This is a genomic window from Leisingera methylohalidivorans DSM 14336, from assembly GCF_000511355.1.
GTDB classification, from domain to species: domain Bacteria; phylum Pseudomonadota; class Alphaproteobacteria; order Rhodobacterales; family Rhodobacteraceae; genus Leisingera; species Leisingera methylohalidivorans.
Window position 1 is genome coordinate 163,832 of record NC_023136.1, and the last position, 26,947, is coordinate 190,778.

25 protein-coding genes and 5 pseudogenes are annotated in these 26,947 nt (G+C 60.8%); 8 read left to right on the forward strand and 22 right to left on the reverse strand.

Translation table 11 applies throughout. The annotated features are described in order from the left end of the window. Positions 1-47: 47 nt before the first annotated feature. Both METH_RS21930 and METH_RS21935 read left to right on the forward strand, forming a co-directional pair. Positions 48-704: a universal stress protein gene (locus METH_RS21930; protein ID WP_169731269.1), complete on the forward strand. Its 657-nt coding sequence runs from the start codon at positions 48-50 to the stop codon at positions 702-704. 63 nt (positions 705-767) lie between these two features. After that, positions 768-2,150, forward strand: coding sequence for an MBL fold metallo-hydrolase (locus METH_RS21935; RefSeq protein WP_044008839.1), 1,383 nt, complete (start codon positions 768-770; stop codon positions 2,148-2,150). 293 nt (positions 2,151-2,443) lie between these two features. Here METH_RS21935 and METH_RS25070 read toward each other — a convergent pair. From METH_RS25070 to METH_RS21945, 3 pseudogenes are all read right to left on the reverse strand, one after another. Continuing rightward, positions 2,444-2,566: pseudogene (locus METH_RS25070) on the reverse strand (MBL fold metallo-hydrolase); the annotation flags it as partial. After that, positions 2,560-3,182: pseudogene (gene istA / locus METH_RS23670) on the reverse strand (IS21 family transposase); the annotation flags it as partial. The pseudogenes istA and METH_RS25070, both read right to left, overlap by 7 nt. A 118-nt stretch (positions 3,183-3,300) precedes the next feature. Beyond that, positions 3,301-3,642: pseudogene (locus METH_RS21945) on the reverse strand (transposase); the annotation flags it as partial. A gap of 155 nt (positions 3,643-3,797) precedes the next feature. Between METH_RS21945 and METH_RS21955 the strand changes: the two are divergent. Beyond that, positions 3,798-4,940 (forward strand): annotated as a pseudogene (locus METH_RS21955) (IS3 family transposase). Positions 4,941-5,237: 297 nt separating this feature from the next. Here METH_RS21955 and METH_RS25300 read toward each other — a convergent pair. The 4 genes from METH_RS25300 to METH_RS21970 form a co-directional block, all read right to left on the reverse strand. Next, on the reverse strand, positions 5,238-5,465 hold the full coding sequence (locus tag METH_RS25300; RefSeq protein WP_342667107.1) for a DUF6691 family protein: 228 nt from the start codon (positions 5,463-5,465) through the stop codon (positions 5,238-5,240). Further along, a complete protein-coding gene (locus METH_RS25305; protein WP_342667108.1) occupies positions 5,356-5,637 on the reverse strand; it encodes a DUF6691 family protein in 282 nt (93 codons plus the stop codon). Before METH_RS25305 ends, METH_RS25300 begins: the two co-directional genes overlap by 110 nt. A gap of 192 nt (positions 5,638-5,829) precedes the next feature. Next, the gene (locus METH_RS21965; protein WP_024092512.1) at positions 5,830-6,255 is read right to left on the reverse strand and encodes a DUF2267 domain-containing protein; all 426 of its coding nucleotides are present in this window, start codon (positions 6,253-6,255) and stop codon (positions 5,830-5,832) included. A gap of 146 nt (positions 6,256-6,401) precedes the next feature. Next, positions 6,402-7,616 (reverse strand): preATP grasp domain-containing protein, encoded by a 1,215-nt coding sequence (locus tag METH_RS21970; protein WP_044008841.1) that lies wholly within the window; start codon positions 7,614-7,616, stop codon positions 6,402-6,404. A 291-nt stretch (positions 7,617-7,907) separates the two neighbouring features. Between METH_RS21970 and METH_RS21975 the strand changes: the two genes are divergently transcribed. Together METH_RS21975 and METH_RS21980 are read left to right on the forward strand one after the other, a co-directional pair. Further along, the gene (locus tag METH_RS21975; protein ID WP_024092514.1) at positions 7,908-8,732 is read left to right on the forward strand and encodes a class II glutamine amidotransferase; all 825 of its coding nucleotides are present in this window, start codon (positions 7,908-7,910) and stop codon (positions 8,730-8,732) included. Between the two features lie 237 nt (positions 8,733-8,969). After that, positions 8,970-9,722, forward strand: coding sequence for a Crp/Fnr family transcriptional regulator (locus tag METH_RS21980; RefSeq protein WP_044008842.1), 753 nt, complete (start codon positions 8,970-8,972; stop codon positions 9,720-9,722). Here the strand turns inward: METH_RS21980 and METH_RS21985 are convergent. Then, positions 9,719-10,117, reverse strand: coding sequence for a CBS domain-containing protein (locus METH_RS21985; RefSeq protein WP_245603016.1), 399 nt, complete (start codon positions 10,115-10,117; stop codon positions 9,719-9,721). The genes METH_RS21980 and METH_RS21985 overlap by 4 nt on opposite strands. A gap of 90 nt (positions 10,118-10,207) precedes the next feature. Further along, on the reverse strand, positions 10,208-10,762 hold the full coding sequence (locus METH_RS21990; protein WP_024092517.1) for an Hsp20/alpha crystallin family protein: 555 nt from the start codon (positions 10,760-10,762) through the stop codon (positions 10,208-10,210). 299 nt (positions 10,763-11,061) lie between these two features. Between METH_RS21990 and METH_RS21995 the strand changes: the two genes are divergently transcribed. Together METH_RS21995 and METH_RS22000 are read left to right on the forward strand one after the other, a co-directional pair. Continuing rightward, entirely contained in the window at positions 11,062-11,904 is an 843-nt protein-coding gene (locus METH_RS21995) for a universal stress protein (protein ID WP_024092518.1), read from the forward strand. A 13-nt stretch (positions 11,905-11,917) separates the two neighbouring features. After that, the gene (locus tag METH_RS22000) at positions 11,918-12,970 is read left to right on the forward strand and encodes a sodium:calcium antiporter (protein ID WP_024092519.1); all 1,053 of its coding nucleotides are present in this window, start codon (positions 11,918-11,920) and stop codon (positions 12,968-12,970) included. A gap of 43 nt (positions 12,971-13,013) precedes the next feature. Here the strand turns inward: METH_RS22000 and METH_RS22005 are convergent, their stop codons facing one another. From METH_RS22005 to METH_RS24245, 9 genes and pseudogenes are all read right to left on the reverse strand, one after another. Continuing rightward, a complete protein-coding gene (locus METH_RS22005) occupies positions 13,014-13,424 on the reverse strand; it encodes a hypothetical protein (protein WP_245603017.1) in 411 nt (136 codons plus the stop codon). Between the two features lie 282 nt (positions 13,425-13,706). After that, positions 13,707-14,957: pseudogene (locus METH_RS22010) on the reverse strand (IS5 family transposase). 98 nt (positions 14,958-15,055) lie between these two features. Further along, the gene (locus METH_RS22015) at positions 15,056-15,292 is read right to left on the reverse strand and encodes an acyl carrier protein (protein ID WP_245603018.1); all 237 of its coding nucleotides are present in this window, start codon (positions 15,290-15,292) and stop codon (positions 15,056-15,058) included. Positions 15,293-15,303: 11 nt separating this feature from the next. Next, positions 15,304-16,464 carry a dihydrolipoamide acetyltransferase family protein gene (locus METH_RS22020; RefSeq protein WP_024092522.1) on the reverse strand — a complete coding sequence of 387 codons (1,161 nt, stop codon included), beginning with the start codon at positions 16,462-16,464 and terminating at the stop codon, positions 15,304-15,306. Between the two features lies 1 nt (position 16,465). Further along, entirely contained in the window at positions 16,466-18,463 is a 1,998-nt protein-coding gene (gene pdhA / locus METH_RS23685; RefSeq protein ID WP_024092523.1) for a pyruvate dehydrogenase (acetyl-transferring) E1 component subunit alpha, read from the reverse strand. Continuing rightward, entirely contained in the window at positions 18,460-20,193 is a 1,734-nt protein-coding gene (gene acsA / locus METH_RS22030) for an acetate--CoA ligase (RefSeq protein ID WP_084013889.1), read from the reverse strand. Before acsA ends, pdhA begins: the two co-directional genes overlap by 4 nt. Before the next feature lie 128 nt (positions 20,194-20,321). Continuing rightward, complete coding sequence (locus METH_RS25520; protein WP_024092525.1) at positions 20,322-20,495, reverse strand: hypothetical protein; 174 nt, start codon at positions 20,493-20,495, stop codon at positions 20,322-20,324. A 93-nt stretch (positions 20,496-20,588) separates the two neighbouring features. After that, positions 20,589-20,768: a hypothetical protein gene (locus METH_RS25525; RefSeq protein ID WP_024092526.1), complete on the reverse strand. Its 180-nt coding sequence runs from the start codon at positions 20,766-20,768 to the stop codon at positions 20,589-20,591. A 56-nt stretch (positions 20,769-20,824) separates the two neighbouring features. Further along, positions 20,825-20,977 (reverse strand): GerW family sporulation protein, encoded by a 153-nt coding sequence (locus METH_RS24245; protein ID WP_024092527.1) that lies wholly within the window; start codon positions 20,975-20,977, stop codon positions 20,825-20,827. Between the two features lie 205 nt (positions 20,978-21,182). Here METH_RS24245 and ppsA point away from each other — a divergent pair, with 205 nt between their 5' ends. Continuing rightward, complete coding sequence (gene ppsA / locus METH_RS22040; protein WP_024092528.1) at positions 21,183-23,561, forward strand: phosphoenolpyruvate synthase; 2,379 nt, start codon at positions 21,183-21,185, stop codon at positions 23,559-23,561. Here the strand turns inward: ppsA and METH_RS22045 are convergent. The 4 genes from METH_RS22045 to METH_RS22060 all read right to left on the reverse strand — a co-directional run bounded on the left by METH_RS22045 (position 23,558) and on the right by METH_RS22060 (position 26,946). Continuing rightward, positions 23,558-24,553 (reverse strand): 1-phosphofructokinase family hexose kinase, encoded by a 996-nt coding sequence (locus METH_RS22045; RefSeq protein WP_024092529.1) that lies wholly within the window; start codon positions 24,551-24,553, stop codon positions 23,558-23,560. The genes ppsA and METH_RS22045 overlap by 4 nt on opposite strands. 2 nt (positions 24,554-24,555) lie before the next feature. After that, on the reverse strand, positions 24,556-24,927 hold the full coding sequence (locus tag METH_RS22050) for a hypothetical protein (protein WP_024092530.1): 372 nt from the start codon (positions 24,925-24,927) through the stop codon (positions 24,556-24,558). 26 nt (positions 24,928-24,953) lie between these two features. Then, entirely contained in the window at positions 24,954-25,442 is a 489-nt protein-coding gene (locus METH_RS22055) for a hydrolase (RefSeq protein ID WP_024092531.1), read from the reverse strand. A gap of 532 nt (positions 25,443-25,974) precedes the next feature. Further along, positions 25,975-26,946, reverse strand: a complete 972-nt coding sequence (locus tag METH_RS22060; RefSeq protein WP_024092534.1) for an IS5 family transposase — start codon at positions 26,944-26,946, stop codon at positions 25,975-25,977. Position 26,947 lies beyond the last annotated feature (1 nt).

Below are 26,947 nucleotides of genomic sequence, written 5' to 3' on the forward strand. Positions count from 1 at the left end.
AGGTGCCCTTCGCTGGAACCGAAGGCAGCCTGGTAAGCTATGGCGCGGTGTTCATCCCCGAATGGCAGCGGCAAGAAGCGGCTGCTATCGCCGGGGTCTTTCAGGCTGCTGTGACAGGGCGGGATTTTTTGGCTGACCTCAAGCAGCAGCCGCTGGGCAGCCAAAGTGCGGAAAGCTTTTTGCTGGACAATGTGGCCGCCGCAGATCTTGTGATGGCGGGGCAGTGTCCGCAGCAGGGTGCAAGGCACAGCCAGCGCCAGCTACAGGAACAGCTGATCCGCCGGTCGGGACGCCCGGTCCTGATTATTCCGCAGGATTGGACTCCCGGCGTCATCGGCTCAAATATTCTGGTCGGCTGGAGCAACACCCGCGAAGCCATCCGAGCGGCTCATTATGCCCGCGCCCTGGCGCAGCCTGGTGCCAATATATCGATCCTCAACATCGGCGACGGTGGTCTTGGGCTCGAATGCCGGGAGGACATGGCCGCGGCCTTTGACCGGCACGGGCATTCCGTAACTCTGATTGATCGCCAAAAAACTACACCGGGAGCCGGATCCATGCTGCTCAAAGTGGCGGTGGAATGCGGCGCCGACATGCTGGCCGCCGGCGCCTTCGGGCATTCGTGGGCCTATGATTTCGTACTCGGAGCCGCCACGCGCGAATTGCTGGAGCATGCGAAGCTGCCGGTTCTGTTTTCCAGATAAACTGCAGACCAGGCGGGCAGCGCATGATAATTTGCTGCCCTGAAGGTAAGGCTGGAGGTCGCCATGCCACCGCAGAACAGTGCCAGGCTGCGTTTCCTCGGGGCTACCGGAACGGTCACAGGCTCCCGATACCTGATCGAAGCAGGAAAACAGCGGGTGCTGGTCGATTGCGGACTCTATCAGGGCTACAAGCAGTTCAGGCGGCGCAATCGAAAGCCGTTCCCGGTGGGCCCGTCTACCATCACGTCCATTCTCCTTACGCACGCCCACCTGGACCATTCCGGCTACCTGCCGGCTTTGATCCGGTCGGGCTGCAAGGCACCGGTCTATTGCACACCGCCGACCCGCGACCTTTGCGGGCTGCTCTTGCCGGACAGCGGCCGCCTTCACGAGGAGGGCGCGCGGCATGCAAGGCGCAAAGGCTACTCCAAACACAAGCGCCCTGCCCCGATTTACACCGAAAAAGATGCCCGGGCTGCCCTACGCCGCTTCAAGCCGCACCCCTTTGGCGTGCCGCTGGATCTTGGCGGCGGTATCAGCGCCGAATTTATCCGAGCCGGCCATCTTCTCGGGGCCGCACAGATCCGGATCAGTATCGGCGGAAAAACGGTGCATTTCAGCGGTGACCTCGGCCAGGACCGCGACCCGCTGATGCCTCCGCCGGAGCCCTTTGCTGGTGCAGATGTTCTGGTCTGCGAGTCGACCTACGGCGACCGTCTGCACCCTGCCATTTCTCCCGAGGACGAATTGGCCAGTATTCTGGAACCCTTTCTCAAGCAAAAGGGCATCGTGCTGATACCCGCCTTCGCCGTTGGCCGTGCACAGGGCATCATGTACCATCTGTCACGCCTGATGGCAGTCGGCCGCATTCCCAGCGTGCCCGTCTTTCTCGATAGCCCGATGGCGTCGGACGCCACTGATATCTATCTCCGCCATTGCACTGAACACCGCATTGCGCAGCAGGATTGTGCAGCAACGTTCAAGCTTCCCGTCCGGGTCAATTCAACCGCACAGTCCAAAAACCTGAACTCACGTGAAGGGCCTATGGTCATCATCTCGGCAAGCGGCATGATCACCGGCGGCCGCATCCTGCATCACATGGTGAACTTTGGCTGCAGCCTGCGCACCATAATCATCCTGTCGGGTTATCAGGCCGGCGGCACCCGTGGTGCTTCTTTGGCTACAGGCGAGCGGCGCCTTCGCATCTTCGGACAGTATTACGATATTGGAGCGCAAGTCGCGCAGCTGGAAACTTTTTCAGGCCATGCGGATGCCGATCAGCTTCTCGGCTGGATGGCGGCTGGCCCGGCGCCAGCCATGACCTATCTGACCCACGGAGAACCCGAGGCTTCCGAAGCGCTCAGACGGCGCATTTCACATGAACTGCACCGCCCGGCCCGGGTGCCCGAGCATCTGGAAGCGATCAACATCAATAATCCGGAATGATCAAGCCACGCAGCTAGCTGAATTCTGTCCCGGCAAGACCCGCTCCAGAAATCGGCCAGGCGTCTATGGGAAAAGCTGTTGTTGTGTCAGGCAGAGACACCTTCGGACGGCACACAGGTAGTGGTCAACTGTACGGCACCAATTGCCGCGGCCATTGATACCGCGGCCGGACAACGGCCTGTTCGCTTCGTTTGCGGCATCCGGAGATACGAGGAGGTCGCGGAACTCGAAACCGGCTGTCCCATTGGCTGCTGCCATGCTTTGCAGGATTGGCCTGTTCATGCAGAGTCTGGTCACAGGCCGTCCACCGGCACCTTGAGGAACCGTTTGCCGCTGTCATCCGCAGGCGGCAATTCACCGGCCCGCATATTCACCTGCAAAGACGGGATGATCAGCTTGGGCACGTCCAACTGCGCCTGCGGGTTCCGTCAGGCTCGATCTTCGCCACAAGGCACCGGTCGTTGCCGTACAGGATCGACTGCGGAACGGCCCCGAAAAATCCAAAGGCATGGACGTGGCCATCCAGGCTGCCGCTGTCGCTGTCGCCGCCGGATAGGCCCGGATGTAGCAAGCATCGCTGTGCGGCAGATCCAGGGCAAAGAAATGGGCCTTCTGTTCAACACCGCCGATCACTACCACTGCCTCGCCGAAATCGGCTTGAGCATGGCCTGGCGCGCGCGTCAGAGGAACGAACACTTCGCGATGCCGCCGACCGTGCTCCCTCACATAGTCCTTGATGATGGTATAGCCGCCCTCGAAGCCATGCTCGTCGCGAAGCCGCTCGAAAATCCGCTTGGCCGTATGCCGCTGCTTGCGTGGTCTCTCCCGGTCTTCTGAAAGCCATTGATCGATGATTCCGGTGAACCCATCCAGTTTGGGCCGCCGGATCGGCGCTGAGCGCCGATAGCCAGGCGGAACCGAAAACGCCAAAATCTTCCGAACGCTGTCACGAGATATCCCGAAATGCCGCGCCGCTTCACGCTGGCTCATGCCCCCTGCGCACGCCAGACGAACCTTGCGGTATAAATCCACGGTGAAGATCCTCCCGCCCTCCCTCCGTTAAAAGAAGGGCAAAGGTGGACGACTTTTACGCCGGCCGCAGCAGGATCATCCCGCCGCTACCGTGGTCGATTTTCTCACCGCCGTTCTCACTCACGCGCACCGGTTGGCCTTCAAACCAAAGACGGCCGGCAATCTGCTCTGGCGACCAGCCTTCCTTCAATTGGGTGATCACTGCTTTGCGCAGGTCTTTCAATCGCACGAGTTTGCGGCGGCGCATGCGCCTGGCGGCCGCGGTTCTCTGAGCATTCACACCGTAGTAGCCGTTCAGATATGGCAGTTCACGGTCTTCAAAGCGGTTGCGCTTGATCTCGCGGTAGACAGTAGAGCGATGCCTGCCGAGAGCAGCCGCGATCTTGCACACGGGCGTCTTTGCGTTCAGCATATCCTCAATTGCGCGCCGTTCACGCAAATCCAGCTCTATGTGGGCCATCTTTCATTCTCCGTGCTTTCCAGCAAGATAGGGGAATTGTCGCAACCCAATCTAGAATGTGCCCCCATTGCTCTTGCTCTGCCCCCTGAAAACTGGACCGTATGAAGCTGGAGTTTTCCGCTAAGTTTCCCTGGCTGGGAGAGGAGAGGAATCGCATGAAAGCATCGAAGTTCACGGAGGCGCAGAAGGCCTTCATCCTGAAGCAGGGCGAGCAAGGCACGCCGGTCGCGGAGATCTGCCGCAAGGCGGGGATCAGCCAGGCGACGTACTTCAACTGGAAGAAAAAATACGGGGGTCTTCTGCCGGACGAGATGCGCCGGCTGAGAGCGCTGGAGGATGAGAACACCCGGCTGAAGAAGATCGTAGCCGATCTGACGCTGGACCGGGAAATGCTTCAGGATGTCATTCGGCGAAAGCTCTGAAGCCTGGCCGTTTGCGCGAGATCGTCACCGGGATGTGCGTCGACTGGGGCGTGTCGATCCGGAGGGCCTGTGGGGCCATCTGCTTCGACACCTCCACCTACCACTACAAGTCCCGGCGGATCACTGCCCGGCAGGGCATCGCCCAGCGATGTCCCGAGAGGGGACCAGGCTGCCGTCGAGCGGCGGATCAAGGAGATTGCAGAAACGCGTGTGCGCTATGGCTACAGGCGCGTCCATGTTCTGTTGCGGCGAGAGGGCTGGACCATCAATATCAAGAAGACACGCAGGATTTACAATGAGTTGGGTCTGCAGTTGCGGAATAAGCACCCGAAACGGCGAGTGAAAGCCAAGCTGCGCGAGGATCGCGAAGAAGCCACCGGGCCGAACGACGTCTGGGCAATGGATTTTGTTCACGACCAGCTGGCCATGGGAAAGAAATTGAGGATCCTGACCGTGGTCGACACGCATTCGCGGTTCTGCCCTGTCGTGGATCCTCGGTTCAGCTACCGCGGCGAGGACGTGGTTCAAACCCTGGAACAGGTTTGCGGCAGGATTGGCTACCCGAACACCATTCGAGTCGATAATGGCAGCGAGTTCATCTCCCGCGATCTGGATCTCTGGGCCTACGCCAATGACGTCACGCTGGACTTCTCACGGCCCGGAAAGCCGACGGACAACGGGTTCATCGAGGCGTTCAACAGCAAGTTCCGATCCGAATGCCTGAACGCGCATTGGTTCATGAGCCTTGCCGACGCCCGCGAAAAGTTGGAAGCTTGGCGTAGACACTACAACGAAGACCGACCTCACAGTGCGATCGGGTATAACGTCCCGATTGCCATGCATTATCCCGATGGCGTCACCAGCCCGTCATCGTGACACAGCCGGAAAACTCCAGCTTCCGGTGGTCCAATGTTGGGGACCAGAGCAAACCCCCGCAGACTCTCGTCATGAGCGAGGGACCAGCGGGGGGCAGGTCACTCTCAGCAACCGCAATAATCTCATCGGCATGCTCATAGCTGATGCGCCCGGCAGCAAAATGGAGGTCCATCAAGGAATCGGCAATCGCACAGGCGTTCGATGCCGGATCTTTGACCATATAAGATATCGTGTTCGTTTCCGGATCGAAACACGCTGTGACGACCGGTTTGACTGTTAAGTTCACCTTTTATCCGGTCATGTTTTCAGTTCTCTTTCCTGGTTCTTCAGTGCGGGTGCACGCGGGCCGGACCATGTCTGAACCCGCTTTGCCGCGAGGTTTCCGATCACCAGGGCGGCGACAAAGACGAACACCTCATGCCTGGCAGTGCCAACCGCAGGCAGCGCACCGCCGGGGCAAAACCCGGCAATCCCCCAACCAACGCTGAAGACTGCCGCTCCGCCGATAAGGGGGCGGGTCCAGATCGCGGCGGGACGGGACGTTAAAACGTTCCGCAAGAAGCGGGAGGCTTAGGCCCAAAACAATACGGTAGCCGCAGGACGTAGTGACAAGCGCTCTGCCCATCACGAAGATCAACGAAGGGTCCAAGATGCCGGCAAAGTCAAAGCAGTTGAGCACTTTGGCCGGGGTTGCCATTCCCGAGACCGAAATTCCGATTCCGAATATCAGGCCGATGGCATAGCTGGAGAACAACCTCGTCTTTTATCCTCCAATAACATGGCGCAGCACAAACATGGTCAAGGCCGGCAGAAAACCGGCTGCAGCGGCAGGGAGCGCGCTTTGGGGTTTCAATCGGATACCCTTCATGGAACACAAGGCAGAGACAGGTCAGTCCCAAAGTTCCTGAATCGGTTTGCGCATCGCTTTTCTGACCTGATCAAACTCGCCTTTCGAAACATGACGGCGCAACAAATCGAAAACCGCCGTCGCGGCGCGTTCAGGGTCTTCCAGCGGTTCCTTGTCGAACCTCGCTTCTATTCTAGCCAGCAAATCTTTCTTGCCTCGGGGTTTTGCCGGTGTCTTGGACGGATCCCAGCCATCGTAGAACACCCCCCGGACAAGAACAGGAAGCTGGGCAGCCAGATCGGCAGCTTCGTCTACGGACAGAAAATCACGAACCGCATGAAGCGTCTCATGCAGTAAAAGATAGGCTCTGGATTTGTCCGGCCAGCCCAGATCGTCGCAGAGCTGGTTGAGCCATTCAGCAAATACCAGCGGGGCATGATCGAGGGTCTTGTTACCTGTGGTTACCATATTCCTCCCTCCAGCTTGCAATTGCCCACTCAAGGTCAGTCAAATCCAGTTGCCCTGCATTAATAGGCATCAATGCACTTGCAAGAGATTGCAGCCCCACCTGCTCTCACAGGCAGACTCCTCTGCTTCACATAAATTGCACAGCCTCAGATGCCTGCCTTTATCCCTTGAAAAGCCTCCTCCATGAGGTTCTCTGCCCGCTTCTGGCTGCCTGCAATTGCCGCCGCGTTAAACGAAGCACGCAGCGGGTGCGGCGGCGAAATTAGAACAATCCCTTCCCGTGACTGCCCGCGCCGGAACAAAAGGTCACCCAGGCTGCTGCACTGCAAGGAGACCTCATAGGGGGCCTCAAGTTCAAGATTTTCCTGCACAACAACGATCCCCTCCGGACGCTGTCCCAGCAAATGGACTGCTGCGGCAAGCGGGATCGAAACACCGCTCCAGCGCCCGTTGCATTCGATCCAGTGGAGCTGATCATCCTCTGACGGGGTTTCCCTCAAAACCGCGTCCAGTGAACAAGGTCCAAAATAGCCTGCCTTTTGGAACATTGTGGCTAAGCGTAAGGCATCTCCTGCCAGCTTACCTTCCATTTCCCTGTCCAGGCTGGCGAACCTCGCTCCGACAAACTTGCCTTCATGCCCAACGACTCGCTGTTCGAATACGCCAAGGATTTCGGGCGGCCCCTCTTCGGCATGCGGCAGCCACATTTGCACCGAAGGGCTTTTCTTCACCCCGCTTTCCCAAACCCCGACAAGCACCGGGTAACCGCCGGCCCAGCCCGTTGCACGCAACTGCTGTTCCAGCTGGCCGCGAAGCCCGGCTGTGCCAAGGGCTTTAACCTGCGCTGCGCTGAACAGGATGTTTCCGGCTGCGCCCGCACTGTCAGGCACTTTCACCACAACTTGTTCGGAATTTCTGGCGAGGCGGGCAATCTGCCCGGCGGCTGCGGCAGGACCAAAGGCAAATGCAGTCGGCGGAACGGAGTCCTGCCCGGCAATCTCCCGCGCCACGTTCCAGAACCACAGCTTGTCATTGACCCGGCGCGAGATGCGCGGAGACGGGCCTGCAACATAGACCGGCAGTTGCGCAGCTGCCGCCAGGGCCTCGGCCAGCTGCCACAAATGCCCCGTCACCAGATAGGCATAAAGGGTAAGCGATCCCGCGGCTTCAAGCACCTCTTGCAGGTTTCTGAACAGGCGCGGATCGGACCAGCATTGCTTGGCCACCGAAGCCGGGTCAGCAGCGCGCGCTTCAAGGAAGCGGACTTGGCTGATGCCAAGGTATTCTGAAAGGTATGCCTCGAATTCCGGGCAGCGCTGCCGCACGACAACTATATCGCCGGGTTTGGCAAGCAGGGCCATTCGGTGGTCATGGAATCTGACCATCGCAGGCGTGAACAGTGCGATGCCGACCTGGTCCCCTATGAACAAGGACGCACCCTTGCCCCGACCTTGCTGAACGCCTGGCCACAGGTCACGGGACGAAACCAGCGCGGGCTCATCCCTGGTAAGCCTGTCTGCAATCCTGTCGATGGCTGATTGATCCCGCGCCTCCCGGGATTGAAACGGGTTCAAAACGGCCCCCTGCTTTACGGCCTAGCGTGCTGGGCATAGTATCACAGTATTCGCTGACCCGACCTGACCGGAAAAATTATGTGCCGTCTCTATGCCATGCACGCCAATGAGCCGACCCGGGTCGAATGCGGCCTGGTCAAGGCTCAGAACGCGCTCATGGCGCAAAGCCAGGGCGACATGGAGGGCATGATGCACGGCCACGGCTGGGGGGTTGCAGACTATCCCGACGGTGTTCCTGTCATAGAGAAACAGACATGGGCTGCCTATCATGGCGAGCATTTTGCTAAGGCGGCCGCGCGCGTGTACGCCCGCACCGCGGTTGCCCATGTCCGCAAGGCCACTGTCGGAACCACGAGCGTTGAAAACACCCATCCGTTCCATCACGGGCGCTGGATCTTTGCGCATAACGGCACCATTCCGAATTTCGAACAGATCCGCTTCCGCCTGCTGGAGCGCATGGACCCGCTGCACAGGTCCGAAATTCAGGGCCAGACCGACAGCGAACACGTCTTTCGCTACCTGCTGAGCCTGTTCCTGCACCATCCCGAAAAAGGGCTGCTGGAAACCGTGCATCACGGGCTCAGCCAAATTACCGCCTGGTGCGCGGAAATGGACCCCGCCCGCCCGGTTGGATTGAACATTGTTCTAACTGACGGACAGAACCTGGTCGGATCCCGGCTCAACCGCACGCTCTTTCACCTCAGCCGCGAGCATCTCCACACCTGTACTGTCTGTGGTGAAACGCACGTCAAGCACAGCCACAGCACCCCCTACAAGTCGGTGGAGGTGGCCTCGGAGCCTGTCACCTTTGATGAGGACTGGAAGGAGGTGCCCAATGGCGTAGTGTTCCATGCAACAGAGGGTTTCCGCCTGGAAATGCGGGCGCTGTCCGACGGCGCCTGATCAACCCCGGCGGATCAACCGGGACGCCGCTTCGGAACCCAATGCCGGCTCACATGTAATCGGCGGCCCCGTCTCGGCAAGGTCTTCTGCCTTATACTCGGCAGAAGCATTCTGTCGACAGAATCGATCTGCGCGAGTAACTTGGCAGATGAAGAACGAAATTCAGATGCTCTAGCTCCGTTCAGTACGGTACTCATTCCATCTTCCGTATTGTCATATCAGACAAGGAAGATTTCTGTGACTAGTCAAGTTTTGATCCCCTCTCAGTCTGCCAAAATCACCGCTCTGCGCATCGGGGCCATGAATTTCGACGTCAGCGACACAATGCTGAACAGCTTCCGAACAAACGTCCAGCACATTCCAGCTAACAAATTCCTGCTCCAGGACGGCGAGGACGGCGGCAAGATCATCGTCGTGATCGACGGCTGGCTTTCAACGTCCAAAACGTCCTTGCATGGTGAGGTGCAACTGATCGATTTCGTCTTGACCGGGGATGTTGCCGATCCGACCGCCGCAGACGGAAAAACGGCCGGGTTGGATGTTGAGGCCGTAACGGATGCTCTGGTGTGCATCATCCCGTTGACGATATGGCACACGATGCTTGCTGCATCCCCCAAGTTGGCGCGGGCAAATGAACATGTTCAGGCAGCCGAGCGTGCCAGACTGTCCGAACGCATGCTGCGTCTGGGCCGCGGCAGTGCAGAAAGCCGCATCGCATATGCGCTGATCGAGCTTAGCCTGCGGCTAAGACCGCTTGGGCTGTTGGAAAATGTCTCTTTCCACCTGCCTCTGACCCAACGGCACATCGGCGATTTCACCGGCCTTACGGCGGTCCACGTTTGCCGGACCTTGCGCCGCTTTGTCAGAAACGGAGTGGTTGAAACAGCAGATCACATGGATATCCGGATAAACGACCTCAAAGCCCTGTCTGAAATTGCCGGCGTGGAACCTGCCCGTCTCGCCGCCGAGATAACGCCGGTTCCTGACTAACGGTATTCGGCGATCTCTCCCAATGTTTCACCGGCAAGCTGTTCCGAAGCATGCACTGCAATATCCGTAACAGATAAGAGGCCCGCCAGCCGCCCCTGGTCGTCCAGCACCGGCAGCCGGCGGACCTGATGATCCCCCATAAGGGCTGCTGCCGCCTCGATTGAGTCTGTGGCACGGCAGAAAATCACGCCGGCATTCATGACACGGGCAATGGTCAGCCCATTCAACGCGCTTTCCTGTCCCGCCAGTGCCAGGGCAAGATCCCGGTCAGTGAAAATGCCGACAATCCGTTCGTCTTCTGCAACCGGCAGCACGCCAATGCCAAGGCTTCGCATTTGCTCTGCCGCGCTGGCCACACTGTCCTGACGGCGGGCAAACCGAACAGGCACAGACATGATATCTTGTACAATCATTTGCATATCCTTTCTAGACCGCCTTCGGCCAGACCGTAACCCGCTGCTCGCCAGTTGCTTGCAGCGGGGGCGTCAGGACGCAGTTTTGACCTCTACCTTTTTGCTAGATTTCCGAGCTTCCGGCTTCTTGGGAAGGTGGACGGTCAACACCCCGTTCTTAAAGGTTGCACTAATCTTGTCGCGATCTATGTCCTCCGGTATCCGGATGGAGCGTTTAAAAGACCCGAAGCGCCGTTCACTCAGATAATAGTCGCCGTCCTTTTCGCCCTCCTCGCGATCTTCCTTCTTTTCACCGCGCAAGGTCAGCATGCCATCGCTCACACGGAGGTCGATGTCATCTTCGGAAAGCCCGGGCAGTTCGGCGCACAGTTTGACTTCGTCTTCCTTGTCGGCCACGTCCAGCGCGGGTGTTTTCCATGAAAACTCCGGCAAGGTACTGCGGAACGGGCGGCCCAGCCCTTTTCTGCGACGGCGCAGCGGAGCAAAAATGCTGCCGGTATGCAGGTCATCAAGCAGGTCATCAATCTCGTCGCGGATATTCCAAAGCGGACCCCAGGTGCGTTCGGCTATCGCGGCTTCCTCGCTGTCAGCGGTTTCATTGGGGGTTTCTTCCGGTTTGCCGGTCATCGTTCAGCCTCCATCTGGCAAAGAGTGAATCGCTATACCGAGTATCCTCACCCGGTCCGGCTCTCTCTGCATTAACCAGCGTCAACTCTTCCTGCTGTCAAAGGTCACGAACCGGTCGCCTGCCCTGCCGCTCACGCCTGCATTGATCGGGGTCAAAACCCGCAGCTGGAAATTCTGTTAGCTGTGTTAGGGTGAAACTGACGCGAAAGGCTTGGAAAAACACAGACCGTGCATTTCACCTGGTCAGACAGGATGCCCGCGATTCAGTGCATTGAGTATCAAGAAGGGGGCCGCGAACCATGAGCTTCAAATCAATACTTGCCTGCCTTACCTCGGAATCCGCTGCCAGCCGCCTGTTGCCGGCATCTTGTGAATTGGCCCGGCGGTTTGACGCCCACCTGACCGGGCTTCACACGCGGGAAGCGTTTGTCCCTTACACCGGAATCGCAATTGCAGCCGATGACATCACCTTCGGGGAATTCTATAAACGTGTATCCGATGAAGACCGCGAAATAGAAAAGCTGTTTGATGCGGCAACGGATCAGGCCGGCTGCTCGGCGGAATGGCGCACGCGCGCCGCCCGCTCGCCTGATGCTGCTGACGAGATGCTGCAGTCAGCGATACGGTCCGATCTGGTACTGACTCTTCTGCCCGGTCAGCAGAAGGAACGCTTTGACCACAGGGGGTTCCGCGACGAACTCATCGTCAACAGCGGCCGGCCGGTACTGCTCCTCCCGGATGATTGGGGCAGCAAAGAAATCGGAACCCGTGTTCTGGCCGCCTGGAACGGTACCCGAGAATCGGCCCGCGCCATCCATGAAGGGCTGCCATTTCTGCAGCAGGCGGAGTTCATTGAAATTCTGACCATCGAAGAACCCCGGCGCCAGTCAATGGACTACAGCACCGAAGGACACGAGATTGCGCGCGTCCTGTCCCGTCACGGCGTGACGGCAGAGGTGCGGCATGTTCCGGCGGGAACACATGGTGCGGGCACCCGGATTCTGATGGAGGCCGCCAGCCAGGAATGCGACCTTGTGATCATGGGGGGCTACGGCCATTCCAAATTGCACCGTATCGTTTTTGGCGATGTTACGGCCTTCGTGCTGCGGGAATTGCGCATCCCGGTCCTGATGACAGGCTGACTTGGCACGGCAAATGTTCAATCCCGAAGCCTTGCCGATTTACACCCTTGCCGCGGTCTTTGCCGTCGCATCAGCGCTGATCTGGTTTGCCGGAACCCGCTTGGCCCTGGCAGGGGATGAAATTTCCGAGCGGTTTGGTCTGGCCAAGGAATTTGTGGGGCTTCTTTTCCTGGCGACCGTGACGGAGCTGCCAGAGATCGTCACAACGGTAACCGCGGCACAAGTGAACAATGCCGAGCTGGTTCTGGGTAATATGTTCGGCGGGATCACCATGCAGACCGCAATCCTGGCCGTTGCCGACATTTTTGCAGTCCGCTACGCGCTGACGTCCTGGCCCCGGAAACCGAACCATGCGCTTCTTGCGGTCCTCCTGATCGCGCTTCTGAGCCTTTTGCTGTGTGTCACTTTTCTGGGCGACATAAGCCTGGGACCGGGCATCGGACTGGGCGCCATCCTGCTGGCGTCCGGCTTTCCGCTGGTTATCTACCTGTTGCGCGTCTTCGACCGGAAAACCACCTGGGCGCCTGTCGATCTTCCGGACGAGCAGGAACGCCGCAAGACGCTGCGCGCCCATTTGCGCGAGCCGGACGAGGCCAGCAATTCTGTGCTGCTCCTCCGCTCCGCAGTTTACAGCCTGCTGATTGTCGCAGGCGGTGTCGCATTGGCCATCAGTGCCGATCTCCTTGCCGAGCGAACGCAACTGGGGGCGTCCTTTGTCGGTGTGACCCTGCTGGCCGCCGCGACATCGCTGCCGGAACTTAGTACAACGCTGGCGGCTGCCCGCATAGGCGCTTATACGATGGCAATCTCCAACATCTTCGGCAGCAATCTGATCATGCTGGCCCTGCTGCTGCCGGCCGACATCGCCTACCGGGGCGGCCCGATCCTGAACCACGCAACCACCGGTGCCCAGCTCAGCATCGCCGCGGGGATCCTGGTCACCGCAATCTACGTCGCCGGCCTGCTGATCCGCCGGACCCCCAGGATATTCGGCGCGGGCCTCGATTCCTGGCTGGTTCTTGCAGTCTACTTCGGCTCGATCGCCGCCTTATACCATATCGGCTGACCCATGCGCCGCGCGCTGACGCCCGGCGCCGCCGTTTCCCGGTTCAGACCGGCTCGGATTGCACAGGCTTGGTTGCTTTGTTAGTGATCTTCACCGCTTCTTCTGCCGCTTCCCCTACCGCCTCAGCTTCCGTTTTACTTGCATAGCTGGCGCAGCGGGACATCATGCCGAACCATTCCCGGCCATCTTCGGCGATGCGCTCTGCCGAATGGCGCCGCCACTCGGAAAAAGCTTCCATCGCGGCGGCCGGTTCCAGTGGTTCGCCCGAGACAGCAGTACGGGCCGCATCCAGCGCGGTGCGGGTCGCTTCATGCCGCCGCTCGAACCAATGCCGGGCGAACAACTCCGCTTCATCCAGAATTCTTTCCTGAACATTCCAGAATTGCTCAACCTGCGGTTTGAACATCGGATTGAACAGCAAGGTGCTCTGCAATGGCTTCAGCGCTTCCGCCAAAAGCCCCGGAGTTCTGTCTGTTGCATTCTCAGCCATCTGTGCCTCTCCTCTTAAAGATTTTCACTTCCGGTTTATTGTCCCACCTGCCCGGAGGGCCTGCCTTAATGAAAATCAATTCACTCTGGATTTCCTCACCGCAGGCTATGATCCGGCGGATATCTGCTTAGCAGGTCGCTGAAATAGTCTCTGAGCCGGAACGCTGTCCTGCCATCAGGGCTAGTTCGTGTGATCACCATGTCTTTCGGCTCGTTCGACGTTCGCGCCAGGTGCCGTTCTCCCGCGTCACGCGGTCAGCAACCGGGGCAGTCTTGCGAGGTTGTTCGCCGCCATAGTCAGGATGAACCGCGAACGGACACGCTCGACACCGCGATACAGGGTTTGGGCCATGCCTCCGACTGTCTTGGCCCAGCCAAACGGTTCCTCGATCCTCTTGCGGTGCTTCTGTGACAGGGCGTAGCCTTCATGCCGGGTGGTTCGGCCATCGATCGCGGAGTATCTCGATTTCTGGGCGACATGGGGCGTGACGCAGGCTTGGCGCGGGTCGGAAACGAACCCGGAGGCGTCATAGCCCTTGTCGGCGGCCAGCGTCAGTTGCCGGGTTGATCCAGGGGAATGGCGATGGATCATGTCCAGAGCGGCCTTGCGTTCGGCATGACCGTCCATTGCCCGGCAGGCGCATGCACAGCATGCTGCCGAGAGGGGCCTGGGTCAGGTCGCCCTGCACGACCAGGCCCGAGCGGTTCTCCATCAGCGCATGCCCGATGAAGCACAGCATGGCCCCGGTGCCGGGGGATTTCTTGTAGAGCCGTGCGTCCGGATCGGTGGCCGATACGTGGGTGGCGTTGGAGCGCTTCTCGCCCTTGAAGTCGACCTCGGCATTGCGGCGGCGGTGGGAATTGCGGGGCATCGGATCGGTCTCGGCGGGGCTATCGGAAGGCTCGGTTTCGGGGGTGGTGTCCGGGGCGGGCGGATCACCCGGCCCATCATCGGCAGGCGGACTGGCCTCTGCCTTCGGCTGGAAACTCTTCATCGACGCCCAGGCCTTCACCAAGGTGCCATCCACAGAGAAATGCTCGTCCGACAGCAGCGGCGCAACCTCGCGGTGGGCGAGGATCGCCCCTCTCATCGTTTGCAAGCAAGCGACTTCCGGGCAGTGGACATCACCTTGCGCGACATCTCGGTCGTCAGCAGCCGGTCGCGGTTCTTCGTGAACACGGTCGGAACCCATACCTGATCATCGATCCCGAGGCCGGCAAACCAGCGGAACATCAGATTGTAGTTCAGCTGCTCCATGAGCTGCCGCTCGGATCGGATCGAAAACAGGATCTGGAGCAAGCTCGCACGGATCAGCCGCTCCGGCGGGATCGAAGGGCGGCCGAAATCGGTGTAGAGCGCCTCGAATTCAGCATCGAGACTGGCGAGCGCGTCATTGACCACCTGTCTGATCTTGCGCAGCGGGTGTCTCGGCGGGATGCGCTCTTCCAGATCCACGTAGCTGAACAGCGACCCGCTCGTCTCGTCCGTCCCGCGCATCATCACCCCCGCCGTTACCCTGCAGAAGGTGAATCATGTTCTCAAACCGCTGTCGAGGCGGAACTATTTCAGCAGCCTGTTAGAGGAACCGGAAAGGCTCACTCACCGCCCGCTGCAGCTGATAGATACCGCACGGCTGCCGCTGTTGTTGCGATCTTCGTGTAATCGGCTTCCGGAATGCTGATCCCAAGCCGCAGGTGCAAAGCCGTGACCAGGTTCAGAACATCCATCGAATCCAATTCCAGATCATCCTGCAGATGATCCTCGTCCGACACTTCCGCAGGATCGATGTCCGGGGCAATCCGCGTCAGTTCTTCCAGAAAAAGGGCACGCATGCCGGTCTGGTTCATAATGCCTCCGGTTGTGAAATCAGCGTTTCGAATTCGGAGAGGAACTTGGCCGTCTGGCGCCCGCCGCTGACCCGGTGGTCGGCGGCAACGGTCACGGTGATGACCTGACGCGGGACAATCCTGTCTCCGGCCACCCAGGGCCGCCATTGCGGCGCCCCGATCCCGATCAGCGCCACTTGCGGCGGGAAAATCACGCCTGCCATTACCTCTCCGCTGGTTGCGCCCAGACTGGAAACCGTGAGGGTGCCGCGGGTCATCTCGGAGCTTTTAAGCCGCCCCGCCCGTGCGCGGGATACCACGTCCCGCATCGCGGCCATCGTCTCATCCAGCGTCATTGACGGAACATCGGCAAGCGCCGGCGCCACCAGACCGCCGCCGCGCAGCGACACGGCAAGGCCGGGATTGACCTGTCCGGCGGGCTGAAACGCGCCGTCCGTGTAATGGCCGTTCATGGTCTTGACCTTCTGCGTAGCAACAGCTGCCGCGCGCAGAAGCACAGCGCCCAGCAGGATCCGCTCCGCCGGGGGGGCTTTTTCATTGCGGCCAGCCAGAAAATCAATGGCGCCTTGCATGTCCATGGTTTGTGACATGAAGAAATGCGGGATCGTCTGCGCGGAGCGCGTCATGGCAGCTGCAATTGCCTTGCGCATCTCGCTGAGGCGCGAGGACGGCTCGCCGATGTCGCGCATTCCGCCCGGTTCGACATCCGCCAGCACAATGGCTCCACCCGGGCCGCTGCCCGTCACCGCGCCAAGGTCCAGCCCCAGTTCCGCGGCCCGGGCCCGTGCTGCAGGCGACGCTCTGACCGCGCTCGCGCGAGGCATTGCCGGGGCTGACGGCACAGTTTCCTGGGTCAGGGCGGGTTGACCAGCCGCGGCCGGTTCCGGCCCAGAGCCCGGCCTGGCCGCCGGCGCCTCTTCCCCCTCGGCTTGAATGACTGCCATCGGAGCACCCACAGGCAGCACCGCACCGGGTCGCGCCTTCAGCTCCTGCACTGTGCCGGCTTCAAAACACTCGATTTCGATCGCGCCCTTCTGGGTTTCGACCACGGCAACCACATCGCCCCGGGCCACGGCATCGCCGGGTGCGATCAGCCATTCGGCCAATGTACCGCTTTCCATGTCGGAGCCAAGCGAGGGCATCACAAAGAGACCCATCTTACCCTACTCCCATGACCGACTGCGCTGCGGCCACAATGGCCGGAACCTGCGGAATTGCCGCGTCTTCCAGATGCTTCGGATAAGGGATCGGCACCTCAGCTGAACAGACCCGCCCCACCGGCGCGTCCAGTGACCAGAACCCCTGCTCCATGATCCGCGCCGAAACCTCGGCAGCCAGCGATCCTGACCGCCAGCCCTCGTCCACAATAACCGCGTGGCGGGTCTTGCCGACTGAGGCCAGGATCGTTGCGTCATCCAGCGGCCGCAGGCTGCGCAGATCGACCACCTCCGCCGAAATGCCCAGGGCTGTCATCTCCTCAGCGGCTTCCAGCGTCTTGAACAGCGACCCGCCATAGGTGATCAGGCTGACATCCGTGCCTTCGCGGCGGACCGCCGCATTTGAGATATCCACCGGCCCGGCCCCACTGCTGATCCCACCTTCGCGATTATACAGCATGACATTTTCAAAAATCAGCACCGGATCCGGATCGCACAGCGCCGTCCACAGCATCCCGCGCGCATCCTCCAGCGAGGCCGGGGCCAGCACTTTCAGCCCCGGAATATGCGCGTACCACCCCTCCAGGCTGTGCGAGTGCTGCGCCGCCAGCTGCTTGCCCGCGCCGGTGGCCATGCGGATCACCAAGGGCACCCCGGCCTGCCCGCCGGACATATGCCGAACGGTGGCTGCCGTATTCAGGATCTGATCCAGCGCCAGCAGCGAGAAATTGACCGTCATCAGTTCCACAATCGGACGCATCCCCGCCATCGCTGCTCCGATACCGGCACCTGTGAACCCGGACTCAGACAAGGGAGTGTCGCGAATGCGGTCCTCGCCGAATTCCTCCATCAGACCCATCGACACCGCATAGCAGCCGCCATAGGCGCCCACATCCTCGCCCATCAGGAACACACGCTTGTCACGGATCATCGCGTCCCGGATCGCTTGCCGTACCGCCTCGCGGTAGGTGATCTGCTGCGTCTCACCGTCTGCCTCCGCAGGCGGAAGTGGATCCGGCTGCGGCCCAAGCACATGGTTGGACAGACTAGCAAGCGGCTCCCACGGTGCTGCTTCCGCAAATTGAACTGCTTCCGAAATCTCGGCGTCAATCTTTGCCTCAATCCCGGCAATATCCTCCTCGTGGATCAGCCCTGTTTCCAGCAGCCAGTTGCGGAACCGGACAATCGGGCCGCGCTGGCGCCACTGCTCGACCTCGGCCTTGTCGCGGTACAGCTGGGCATCGAACATCGAATGGGCGCGGAACCGGTAGGTGCGGCACTCCAGAAACACCGGTTTGCCGCTCTCGCGGATGTCCGCAATCGCTCTGCGGGCCGCCGCCTCAACCGCGACCACATCCATGCCGTCCACCACTTCGGCCTTCACCCCATAGGCCGCAGCCTTGTCGCGGATGTCAGTCTCGGACTCGCTGCGCCCCAGTGCTGTGCCCATCGCATAGCCGTTGTTTTCACAGACAAACAGCACTGGAAGCCCCCAAAGTTCCGCCAGGTTCATGGCCTCGTGGAACTCGCCCTCTGCCACCGCGCCTTCGCCAAAGAAACAGGCGGTGACATGAGGTTCGTCCTGCATCCGATCCGCCAGTGCCAGCCCCGCGGCCAGCGGCAGGCCGCCGCCGACAATGGCGTTGCCCCCATAGAAATTGGCCGCCGCGTCGTACAGATGCATCGAGCCGCCGCGCCCGCCCGAGCAGCCCTCACTCTTACCGAACATCTCGGCCATGACCGCATTCATCGTAACCCCGCGCACCAGGGCATGACCATGCTCGCGGTAGGTGGCGACGATCCGGTCGCCTTCCTCCAGCGCCGGAATCACTCCGACCGCAATCGCCTCTTCTCCGTCGTACAGATGCAGAAAGCCGCGGATCTTTTCCTGCGTGTACAGCTCGGCGCATTTGTCCTCGAACATGCGGATCCGCATCATGCCTGCCAGCAGGCTGCGCACATGGCTGCGGCCAAGGTGGGGTTTGTCCTGAACACTCATGTCTCATCGCTCTCCAATGTCGAAATGTCGCCAACCGGCAGGCCCAGTTCACGGGCCTTCAGCAGCCGCCGCATGATCTTGCCCGAGCGGGTTTTTGGCAGGGTCTTGCGGAACAGAATTGCGCGCGGGGCAACGGCTGCGCCTAGCCGTTTGCGCGCATGCGCCCGCACATCGCGTTCCAGGTCTTCTGATGGTTCAAACCCGCGGCTCAGCGTGACATAGGCCCTGACGACCTCGCCTGCGGTTTCATCGGGGACGCCAATCACCGCCGCCTCAGCCACTGCGGCATGCTCCAGCAGGGCACTCTCCACCTCGAACGGGCCGATCAGATGGCCGGAGGTTTTGATCAGGTCATCCTTGCGCCCGACAAACCAGTAATACCCGTCTTCATCCCGGGCCGCCAAATCACCGGACAGATACCAGCCATCGGCAAAGCAATTTGCGAACCGCTCTTCCTCATTCAGATAGGCGCGCATCACCGACGGCCAGTCCCGGCGCAGCGCCAGTTCGCCGATCTCTCCGGTCCCGCACTCGGTCAGCCCGTCTTCGCCCGCGGTCAGGATACCTGCCGTGATCCCAGGCAATGGCTTGCCCATCGACCCCGGTTTCACCTCCATGCCCGGCAGATTGGCAATCATGATGCCGCCAGTCTCGGTCTGCCACCAATTGTCGTGAAAGGGCTGTCCGAACACCTTGCCGCTCCAGACCACCGCCTCGGGGTTCAGCGGCTCGCCGACGCTGGCCAGAAACCGCAGCGATGAAAAATCATAATCTGCCGCTGCCTCCGCCCCGGCCCGCATCATCATGCGGATCGCGGTAGGCGCCGAATACCAGATTTCGACCTTTTCGCGTGCAATGATGCGGTACCAGTGCTCAAGATCAAACTCGGCTTCGTCCACGATCATGGTGACCCGGTTCACCAGCGGCGCGATGATGCCGTAAGACGTTCCAGTCACCCATCCGGGGTCTGCCGTGCACCAATAGACCGCGCCGGGCGTCAGCCCCAATGCGATGCGCCCCGAATAGGCATGGTACTCCACCGCGCCATGCACATGCACAACGCCCTTGGGCTTTCCCGTGGTGCCCGAGGTGAAATGCACAAGCGCCAGGTCTTCCGCCCCGGTCTGGACCGTCTCAAACGCCTCCCCTGCCCGCTTCAGCGCCGGGCCCAGTGCGACACAGCCATAAGGCGCATCATCACCAGCAACCAGCACAAGCTTCAGGGATGGCAGCTGATCCCGGAACGGTGCAATCTTGCGCCGGTAAAGCGAGGCGGTGGTGATCAGTACATTTGCCGATCCGATTTCCATCCGCGTCCGGATGGGTTCGGGGCCAAAGGCGGCAAAAAGCGGCGTGTACACCAGCCCGGCTTTCAGCGTTCCGATCGCGCCAGCATACAGCTCCGGCACCCGCCCCATCAGCGAATACACACTATCCCCCTGCTGCAGCCCGTGGTCCCGCAGCAGATTTGCAAACCGCGACGACATCCCAGCCAGATCCCCATAGGTCAGCTCGCGCCTGCTGCCGTCCTTGCCAAGCCAGCGGATGGCCGTTTGGGCACCATACCCCGCAGCAACGTGCCGGTCTGCGGCTTCATGCGCAATATTAAGGCCTCCATTCAGGCCGCCGACCAATTTCTCAGTACCGGCCCACGGGCTGCCTTCCCCGCCAGCAGAGAACACGGGACCGTCACGCGGACGTTCACCCCCTGCTTTCCTGTCTACTTCCATGACATCCTCCCTGCTGTATGATCACCCGGGAACGGGCGTCCGGCTATGATGCGCATCAATCCGGCCGCCGGATCCGCACCTGCCAGGCGCAGAAACGGCAGTCAGAGCTTCAAGCGAAGCACATGGATTCACTTACCGCCCGGCATCCTCTCCAGCCGGGCAACCGTCGTATCGATGGCCTGTGGAACCAGCTTCTCAACGTCCGCGGCGGAATAGGTTTCGCCATCGGCGCTGGCGCCCGTCACCCCGATAGGGTGAAACTCAAGAAGCAGCAAAAGCCGCTTCTCTCCGGTGAATACCAAAGTGGTTTCCGTGCAATGACGGGACCGTTTAATCCTGCAAACCGCCGCAAAGGCCTGAGCCCGCGGCGCGGACGCGGGGATCAACAAGCCAGGTCACCGAACCGGCCCGAAGGCAGCCCATCCGAAGCGGTCCGCCGGCACAATAAAAGCGGCCGGAACCCAGGAGGCGTCCAGCTCGGCCCGGCCGGTAAGCACCGCCCGGTCAAAGGTGGGTTGCAGATTCACCCGCAGCTTCCGGGTACAGGACATTCCGTAAACCAGCGGCGTCAGCATTCCATACAGCTGCCCGGTTTCAGCTGGATCACCCAGCCCGAACGCCGCATCAACGCTCAGCCCCCGGATTTGAAGCCAAAACCGTAACTGACAATCGGAATAACTGTCGCGTCACCCTTTTCAATCGGATCTACCAGCACGTTCTTGGCATTCAGCAGGCGGTCCAGTTCTTCCACCGCGCCCTTCAGCAGCCGTTCAACATTGTCCATCGCCGTCACCTTTCACCAGATCAACAGTCAACGAACTGAACGTACCAGCCCGGCGGCTGGCGGAAATTGATGCCGCTCAATCCGCGCCTGTGCCTTTGAACCCGGCCCCGGCCCCGGCAGCCCGCCCGGCTGACTGATCTGCATCAATGGATCAGGCCAGTTTCATGGCATTATGGATGCATCCCTTCAGGATTGGAGATCGGACATGGCCCATTCCACCCCTCCCGTATTCGGCTTTGACAAGGTGCAGCGCTCCGATACCGGCCTCGTCGGCGGCAAGAATGCGTCCCTGGGCGAAATGATCAGGGCACTCGGCTCCAAGGGGATTCACGTTCCGCCGGGATTTGCCACTACGGCTGATGCCTACCGCGACTACCTGTCCGCCAACGGACTGGAACCCCGGATTTCACAACAACTCAACGCCTTGGCCGGGGGGCGGAGAACGCTGCAAGAGGCGGGGCAGGCAATCCGTTCCATGATCCTGGAAGGAGAATGGCCAGAGACAACCGCGCAAGCGATCCTTGCCCATTACCGGAGCCTCGGCACAGCGGCAGGACAGGTGGATGTGCCCGTTGCTGTCCGCTCCAGCGCCACCGCCGAAGACCTGCCGGAGGCCAGCTTTGCCGGCCAGCAGGAGACCTTCCTGAACGTCATTGGCGAGCAGGCGCTGCTGGTGGCCTGCCGGAAATGCTATGCCTCGCTGTTTACCGACCGGGCCATCTCTTACCGGCAGATCCACGGGTTCGACCATATGCAGGTGGCGCTGTCGGTCGGGGTGCAGCAGATGGTGCGGGCCGATACCGGCGGCGCGGGCGTGATGTTCTCCATCGACACCGAATCCGGTTTTCCCGATGCCGTCCTGATCAACGCCGCCTGGGGTCTGGGCGAAAACGTGGTGCAAGGGGCCGTGGACCCGGACGAGTACCAGGTTTTCAAACCGTTCCTGGACACCCCCGCCCTGACGCCAATTCTGGAAAAACGGCTGGGCGCCAAGGCCATCAAGATGATCCAGGACCGCGACGGCAGCCCGCGCAACGTGCCCGCGTCCAAGGCCGAGCGGGCGCGATATGTCCTCAGCGACGAGGAGATCCTGACGCTGGCCCGGCAAGCCAAGGTGATCGAAGACCACTATGGCATGCCGATGGACATGGAATGGGCCCGCGACGGGGAAACCGGCAGGATCTACATCGTGCAGGCCCGGCCGGAAACCGTTCAGTCGCGCACTGGCGCCGGAACGCTGAGAACCTGTTCAGTGATGGATCCGGGGCGCATGCTGGTGACCGGGATGAGTGTCGGCAGCGGCGCTGTTTCAGGCCGCGTGTCGATCATCGAAAGCGCTGATGACATCAGCCGGTTCGTTGAGGGCTCGGTGCTGGTGACCGGCACCACCGACCCCGACTGGGTACCGGTTATGAAACGGGCCGCTGCCATTGTCACCGATCATGGCGGCCGCACCTCGCACGCGGCCATTATCAGCCGCGAATTGGGCCTGCCCGCCATCGTCGGTTGCGGCAATGCCACCGAGGTTCTGCATGATCAGCAGGACGTCACGGTATCCTGTGCAGGCGGGGACAACGGCATTGTGACCGAAGGGCTGTCGCAAATAGCCGTCACCGAAGACTCCCTTGCGGATCTGCCCCGGCCTGAAACCAAAATCATGCTCAACCTGGCCAACCCCAGTGCAGCGCTGCGCTGGTGGCGGCTGCCGGTTGACGGTGTCGGGCTGGCGCGGATGGAATTTGTGATCAGCAACGCCGTGCGTGCCCATCCGATGGCGCTTGCCCGCTTCGATCAGATACACGATCCGGACACCCGCGCCGCAATCGATCGGCTGACCGAAGGCTATGGCGAAAAAACCGAATACTTCGTCGACCGCCTCGCCCGGGGCCTGTCCCGGATTGCCGCCTTCTGCTATCCCAAGCCGGTGATCATCCGGATGAGCGATTTCAAAACCAATGAATACGCCGATCTGCTGGGCGGCCGGGGTTTTGAACCGTTAGAAGAAAACCCGATGATGGGCTTCCGGGGAGCCTCGCGGTATTATTCTGACGAATACCGCGCCGGGTTTGCGCTGGAATGCCAGGCGATTGCCCGGTTGCGCGGGCAGATGGGCTTTGACAACGTGATCGTGATGATCCCCTTCTGCCGCACCCCGGAAGAGGCAGACCGCGTTCTGGCGGTCATGGCGGAACACGGGCTGAAGCGTGGTGACGATGGGCTCGAGGTCTATGTGATGTGCGAAATCCCCGCCAATGTCCTGCGCGCAGGCGAATTTGCGCAGCGGTTTGACGGCTTCTCCATCGGCTCAAACGACCTCACGCAGCTGACACTGGGCATCGACCGCGACTCTGACGCCTTGGCAGAGATGTTCCGCGAGGACGATCCGGCGGTGCTGTGGATGATCGAAACCGTCATCCGCGAAGCGCATAAGGCGGGATCCAAGGTCGGATTTTGCGGCCAGGCCCCCAGCAATGACCCGGGCTATGCCCGTCGCCTGGTGGAATTCGGCATCGACAGCATTTCGGTCACGCCTGACAGTTTCCTGCAGGTTCTGCGCAACGCTGCCGCTGCGGAATCCAGCTAAACGGCCTGAACCGCGCATATCGGCAGCAGCGCCTGCACCTGGCCGCTCCCGAACAGCGCGGTCCCTTCTGATCCAACCGTAGCAGCCGCCGCGGCAACGCCCCAGCGCAATGCCTGATCAAGCGGCTCGCCCCGGGCCAGGGCCAGCGTCAGCGCACCGGTGAACGCATCTCCAGCCCCGATTTTGCTGCACACCTCAACCTGCGGGGCGCGGCAAAAGAACCGCTGGCCTTGCGTGGCCAGAATGGACCCTTCTGCCCCGCGCCCGCCAACCACAATACGCGCCGCACCGCGCGCGATCAGGTCTTGGGCAAACGCCAGACTGTCCTCAACGGACGCCAGTGGCTGCCCGGCAGACTGTTCCGCCTCCCGCTGATCAAGCCGCAGGACATGCAACGGTTTGGCGGGCGAGGCCAGCAGATGGCTCAGCGCCGCCTTTGATGTATCCACAACCAGCTTGTGGGTGCGCGGCGCAAGCGCCTCCATGATCTGCTGCGGGAAATCGTCATCCAGCCCTGACGTGATACCACCGCTAAGAATCACGTACCCATCTTCAGGCGCAGCCGAAGCGACCGCACTCAGAAGCCGGGCGCTGTCGGCGCCGTCCATCGTCTCACCCGGAACGCTGAACCGGAACTGCTCGCCGGTTGTTTCATCGGTCACGGCAAAGCTTTGCCGTGTTTCACCGCCTGCGGAAACCGCCCGCACCGGCACATCCTCAGCCGCCAGAAGCCGCAGCAGCCATTCGCCCATAGCACCGCCGGCCGCAACCAGCGCCGTCACATCCCCGCCAAGCTTGCGGATCGCACGGGCAGCATTGACGCCGCCGCCGCCAGGGTCGACGCGCGGCGCCCCGCAATACAGCTTGAGCCCGGCAACCACCCGCTCAACAGAGGTCGACAGATCAACAGCGGGGTTGAGCGTGATTGTCAGAATCCCGGAAACCGGTTCGCATTCCTCTCTGCCCCTGCGGGCAGCAGCAGACCCAGCCATGTTCAATCCCTTTTCAGGATCATCGCCAGCCGCAGAACCGCCGCCAGGACAGCTTGCGCCAGAACTGGCGACTGGCCCAGACCGATCGCCGCATCGTTATCGAGTTTGCCGTTTTCCCGCAAAGTACAATGCCAGCGGCCGTGTTTGCCATAGGCACGTCCCCGGATATGCACATCCCAATCCGGAAAGGCATTATCGGCAACATGCATTGCACCGTCCGCAGTGCCGATCCGCTGCGCAGTGTTCTCCTCATCCTGCACAGTATCCGGCAGCAGAAACACAAGTGCACGCAGCACGCCGTCTAAATCCGCCAGGGTGAAATCTGTCCTGCTTTCCAACCGGTCAATCAGGACTTCCAGTTCCGGGTCTTGCATAGCCACCTCTCCAGCTTCTTGGATTTCTATCGGACTTCCGCAACGCCAATAACATAGTTCTTGCCGTATGCCCGGGCGCACCGCGGACACGTTGTATAGAACATGTAGACAGATCCGGCGGTTTTACCGCCTGCTTCGGCAGCGACCTCCATTTCGTGCTCCCAATCCTTTGCCTTGCGGTAGGACCCCTCAAAGACCCGGGTGATGAAATCTCCTGAGAACTCTGTCATTTCCTCGCCGGGCACCTCTCCCGTCACCGCAAAGAAATGCTCACCTTCAAGCACGGACAGGTCGCGGCTGAGGACCAGATATCCGTCCGGGTCCTGTACGCCGGCTTCTTCGATATGCGTCTGCACCCGGGTAAAAACACTACCCATGTTCAGTGGAACATGCAGCACGCAGCGGGTTTTTGCCCGGACAAACGGCTTGTTCTCAAAATGCAGATGGAGTCCGTCCCAGCCTTCAGGATTGAACCTGGGGCAGCAGCCAGTCGTATTGTCTGTCATGTCCATCATTGGCAAGCAATTGGTGTCAATGCCCGTACCCTCCCGGTCTCCCAAGATACTGTCAGTCTATGCCCGCTGCCACGGGCCGAAATGATTTACATCAATCGCGCCCGCCGCCCGGACAGCCGCCTCAGCCCTTGCTCCGAATAATCAGCGGACAGCGCGCCGCGTTCTGAATGCGTGCGGCCGATGGCAAATCCGCAAGCGGCGCCGTAGCAATGACAGCTGCCGGGTCTCCATGCCGCCTGCAGCCCGCGTTGCAGCGGCCAGCTCCGTTCCAGCCGGACATGCAATCAGCTCCACAAGCGGCTTGCCCGTCTTTCGGGCCAGCCGGACCGCATATTCCGGCACCTCCTACCCTTCCGCCAGGATCAGCACAATGCAGCTCGCAGCGCGCAAAATCGGCTTGAATCCGGCAATCACGATGTCGCCAGCCTCAGCAAACCTGCGCAACTCTTCCTGCACATGGCCTTCAGCCTCCCGGAAGGGCTTTGTTGCGCAAATCGGTTGATGAGCAGGCTTCCGCTTTCCCCGGACGGACTTATCCTACGGCCCCAGTGACGGGTATGCCAAGAGCGGTGTAGCGGTTGAGGACAGCGATGCGGATTTGGATTTCCGCGACCTGTCTATCGAAGTCGCGCGCCATGAGTGACTGACCAAGAAGTTTCACACAGTTCATCTTGCTCTCGACAAGGCTCCGGCGGTGATATCCGCTCCATCGTCTCCAGATGGCGCGGCCCAGGTATCGCGGCGCGTTGACCGCTTCGTTCCGGGCGATGGCGCCTGCGCTCGTGGGTTTCCACGGCTTGGCATTCTTGCGCGGTGGGATGACGGCATGGGCGCCACGGGCAGCAATCGCGTCGTGGCATTTGCGCGTGTCGCAGGCTCCGTCTGCGGTCACTGACCTGATATCGTGATCGGGAGGGATTTGGTCGAGCAGTTCGGGCAGCGTCGGTGCATCACCGACATTGCTGGCGGTGACTGCGACGGCGCGCACCTCCAGCGTTTCCTCGTCGATCCCTATGTGTATCTTGCGCCAAATCCGCCGCTTAGGGTCGCCATGCTTGCGGGCGTCCCACTCGCCTTCTCTCTCGGCCTTGATACCCGTGCTGTCCGCTGCCCGGCAGTGGTTTGCTTGCAAGCCATGAGAGGGGATCAGAAGGTTCAGCGGGCCGGTTCCACCACGATATGGCAGGCTCACATTCAGCATCTTCTGGCGGCGGCAAAGAGTGCTGAAATCGGGCACGATCCAGTCCAACCCGATCAACCGCAACAGGCTCTCGACGAAACCCGTGGTTTGCCGCAGCGGCAAGCCAAACAGGACTTTCAGGGTCAGGCACGTCTGGATCGCCGCATCGCTGAATTGCTGTTGCCGACCGCGCTTGCCAGTCGGTGGCGGGGTCCAGACCATTCCAGGGTCAAACCAGACCGGAAGCGATCCGCGTTGCTTCAGTGCTGTGTTGTACGAAGGCCAGTTCGTGGTCGTGTACTTCGTCGGGGACCAACTGCTCATG

Coding starts and splice junctions, on each gene's coding strand:
- pdhA (WP_024092523.1), bottom strand. CDS start 18,463: ATGAGTGTTCAGGACAAACCCCACCTTGGCCGCAGCCATGTGCGCAGC.
- METH_RS22045 (WP_024092529.1), bottom strand. CDS start 24,553: ATGGCTGGGTCTGCTGCTGCCCGCAGGGGCAGAGAGGAATGCGAACCG.
- METH_RS21975 (WP_024092514.1), top strand. CDS start 7,908: ATGTGCCGTCTCTATGCCATGCACGCCAATGAGCCGACCCGGGTCGAA.
- METH_RS22015 (WP_245603018.1), bottom strand. CDS start 15,292: ATGCGTGCCCTTTTTCTGGAAGAACTGACGCGGATTGCCCCGGACATC.
- METH_RS22020 (WP_024092522.1), bottom strand. CDS start 16,464: ATGGGTCTCTTTGTGATGCCCTCGCTTGGCTCCGACATGGAAAGCGGT.
- METH_RS21935 (WP_044008839.1), top strand. CDS start 768: ATGCCACCGCAGAACAGTGCCAGGCTGCGTTTCCTCGGGGCTACCGGA.
- ppsA (WP_024092528.1), top strand. CDS start 21,183: ATGGCCCATTCCACCCCTCCCGTATTCGGCTTTGACAAGGTGCAGCGC.
- METH_RS22050 (WP_024092530.1), bottom strand. CDS start 24,927: ATGCAAGACCCGGAACTGGAAGTCCTGATTGACCGGTTGGAAAGCAGG.
- METH_RS22060 (WP_024092534.1), bottom strand. CDS start 26,946: ATGAGCAGTTGGTCCCCGACGAAGTACACGACCACGAACTGGCCTTCG.
- METH_RS22000 (WP_024092519.1), top strand. CDS start 11,918: ATGTTCAATCCCGAAGCCTTGCCGATTTACACCCTTGCCGCGGTCTTT.
- METH_RS22055 (WP_024092531.1), bottom strand. CDS start 25,442: ATGATGGACATGACAGACAATACGACTGGCTGCTGCCCCAGGTTCAAT.
- METH_RS21985 (WP_245603016.1), bottom strand. CDS start 10,117: ATGTCTGTGCCTGTTCGGTTTGCCCGCCGTCAGGACAGTGTGGCCAGC.
- acsA (WP_084013889.1), bottom strand. CDS start 20,193: ATGGAAGTAGACAGGAAAGCAGGGGGTGAACGTCCGCGTGACGGTCCC.
- METH_RS21995 (WP_024092518.1), top strand. CDS start 11,062: ATGAGCTTCAAATCAATACTTGCCTGCCTTACCTCGGAATCCGCTGCC.
- METH_RS25525 (WP_024092526.1), bottom strand. CDS start 20,768: ATGCTGACGCCGCTGGTTTACGGAATGTCCTGTACCCGGAAGCTGCGG.
- METH_RS24245 (WP_024092527.1), bottom strand. CDS start 20,977: ATGGACAATGTTGAACGGCTGCTGAAGGGCGCGGTGGAAGAACTGGAC.
- METH_RS21970 (WP_044008841.1), bottom strand. CDS start 7,616: ATGGCCCTGCTTGCCAAACCCGGCGATATAGTTGTCGTGCGGCAGCGC.
- METH_RS21965 (WP_024092512.1), bottom strand. CDS start 6,255: ATGGTAACCACAGGTAACAAGACCCTCGATCATGCCCCGCTGGTATTT.
- METH_RS25305 (WP_342667108.1), bottom strand. CDS start 5,637: ATGGCAACCCCGGCCAAAGTGCTCAACTGCTTTGACTTTGCCGGCATC.
- METH_RS21990 (WP_024092517.1), bottom strand. CDS start 10,762: ATGACCGGCAAACCGGAAGAAACCCCCAATGAAACCGCTGACAGCGAG.